The organism is Kaistella sp., from assembly GCF_049588135.1.
Lineage (GTDB): Bacteria > Bacteroidota > Bacteroidia > Flavobacteriales > Weeksellaceae > Kaistella.
In genome coordinates, this window is the sequence record NZ_JBAVFG010000009.1 from 1 (window position 1) to 2,149 (window position 2,149).

At 34.2% G+C, this 2,149-nt stretch carries 3 protein-coding genes; all 3 read left to right on the forward strand.

Annotated features, from left to right (window positions below; all coding sequences use genetic code 11):
• The first annotated feature begins 507 nt into the window (after positions 1-507).
• Positions 508-1,320 (forward strand): hypothetical protein, encoded by an 813-nt coding sequence (locus WBY99_RS00695; RefSeq protein WP_423974430.1) that lies wholly within the window; start codon positions 508-510, stop codon positions 1,318-1,320.
• Positions 1,317-1,691 (forward strand): hypothetical protein, encoded by a 375-nt coding sequence (locus WBY99_RS00700; protein ID WP_423974431.1) that lies wholly within the window; start codon positions 1,317-1,319, stop codon positions 1,689-1,691. The genes WBY99_RS00695 and WBY99_RS00700 overlap by 4 nt, the downstream gene beginning before the upstream one ends.
• The coding region (locus WBY99_RS00705) for a relaxase/mobilization nuclease domain-containing protein (protein WP_423974432.1) at positions 1,681-2,149 on the forward strand (469 nt) is incomplete at its 3' end. The genes WBY99_RS00700 and WBY99_RS00705, both read left to right, overlap by 11 nt.

Sequence of the window (2,149 nt, forward strand, 5' to 3'; positions counted from 1 at the left end):
GCGTAAAATAACCTCTGCTGTTTCCAAAAATGGTGTAAAATAACCCCACCTTATTTCAAACACAGCGTAAAATAACTCCACCCTGCTCACAGAACCTACGAAAAAAAGAGCCACCTGCAAAAATTCGATTTTGTTGTTTTTTTTCTTCAAAAGCAATGGCTCTAAAAAAAAAATACTGATTATCAATGATATCCGTGATTTCCCAGACCTCTGAAAAATCAAAGCTTTCATTTAGCAAGATGTGTCTTTGTACCCACAAACTTTTCAAGTTTTGGGAACAAAGACGATCTTGCCTTTTTTGCAAAAAGGGAAAAAAACTGCGGAACTTGTTTTTTTATTTTCAGTAAAATTGGTTTACGTTTCGCTACTCGTCCAGATTATTCTTTTTTAATTTTTTCAAAATACAGAGTATTCCAAACTCGTCCTATGTAGCCCACTGCCGACGAACACTATTGTTTTGTTAAGATTTCTACTTCAATTTTGCAGTAGAAATTTTAAATAAAAATAATGAAAAGAATAATTTATTTTTTAATGCTGGTTGTTAATCTCCAGCTTCAAGCTCAGGTCGGAATCAACACCACATCGCCCAAAGCTACATTGGAAGTAGTTGGCAAGCCAGATACAATCAATCATTTCGATGGTATTATTCCACCCAAAATTACAGGTGACCAACTTGCCAAAAAAAATTATGCTATATCTCAAAAAGGAGCCATCGTTTACGTCATCCAACCTGCAACAAATTTTTTGGGACAAGTCATTCACGTTGTGGAGGAAGGTTATTATTTTTTCAACGGAACGTATTGGGTTCAGGTTCTAAATGAACCTCGCTATTATGATGCGCTTATCGTTTTGGATGAAACCCTTCCTGCAAATACCCTTTCTGAACAAACCTCTTGGAATCACCAGCTTCCATACCCAACAAATCCCCGCCAATATACTCATTCATACAAATTATACAGATTAGGAACAGCAGGTCTTGGAATTTCTGGACAGATTGATGCAAGACGAATCGGAACAGTGGGTTATTTGGATGTCAGCATTAATTGCACAGCAACCATCAATTCAAATTATGTTGTACTTAACCTCAGTAAGCCATTGCAGGATTTAGGTTTTATGTCAAGTGGAAGCACAGGTTCAATAGTAAATATTTTGGTAAGTGGAAGCTCAACCAACAATGTTTTAGGAATCGAGCAAGGCATTATTTCATTAACTAATGTCGATTTTAATCTTCTTCTTTGGAAAAATCAAATTGAAAAATTTAACGGAACTATCAAAGGTATGACCACTTTCCCGATTAGTTATCTGAATATAATTGAGTGATAGAAGATGTGAATTCGGAAAAGAACGATTATATCAAAATCAGAATTTCCACCAACCGAAAGGAAAACTGGAAAAAAATCTGTTCGAAAAAAAACATCTCCTTGACGAATTTAATTATCAATTCGGTTGAGAACAGGATTCTGGATGACGAGAGGAGAAAAGTATTAGCGTTCATTGAAAAACAGGACAACATCTTTATAAAAATAGAAACTAACATCAATCAGTTGGCAAAAATGGTAAACAGTCAAAAATTTATTTCTAAAACTGAATTTGATGAGTTCAGAAGCGAACTGAAAATCATCTCTAAACTGAAAGAAAAGCAGAATGAAATTTTCATGAAAATTTATTCATTAATCGCAAATGATTATTAAGATTTTAAGCTCCTCAAGTCCAGATTTTCATGGAGTGAAATACAATGATAAAAAAGTGGAGAAAGGAACTGGGGAATTAATGCTGATGAAAAATTTTCCTTCTTTCATTAATGAAACGAGCAATCAAGAAGAAGTAAGAAATTATTTTAAATCGATTTCTAAAAATGAAAAGGTGAAGAAACCGCAATTCCATGCTGTTATCTCTACAAAGTTTCAGCAGCACAGCAAAGAAGAACTGACAAAGGTCGCGGAAAATTTTATGGAAGAAATGAACTACGGAACACAACCTTTTATCGTGGTTTTTCATAATGATACCGATAATAATCACGTCCATATTGTTTCGACCAGAGTTGATAAAGAGACCGGAAAAAAACTCAATGACAGTTTTGAAAGGCTTAAAGCACAACAATCTTTAAGCAATGTTTTGGAAAAATTATATGGAATAAAATCGGGAGAAG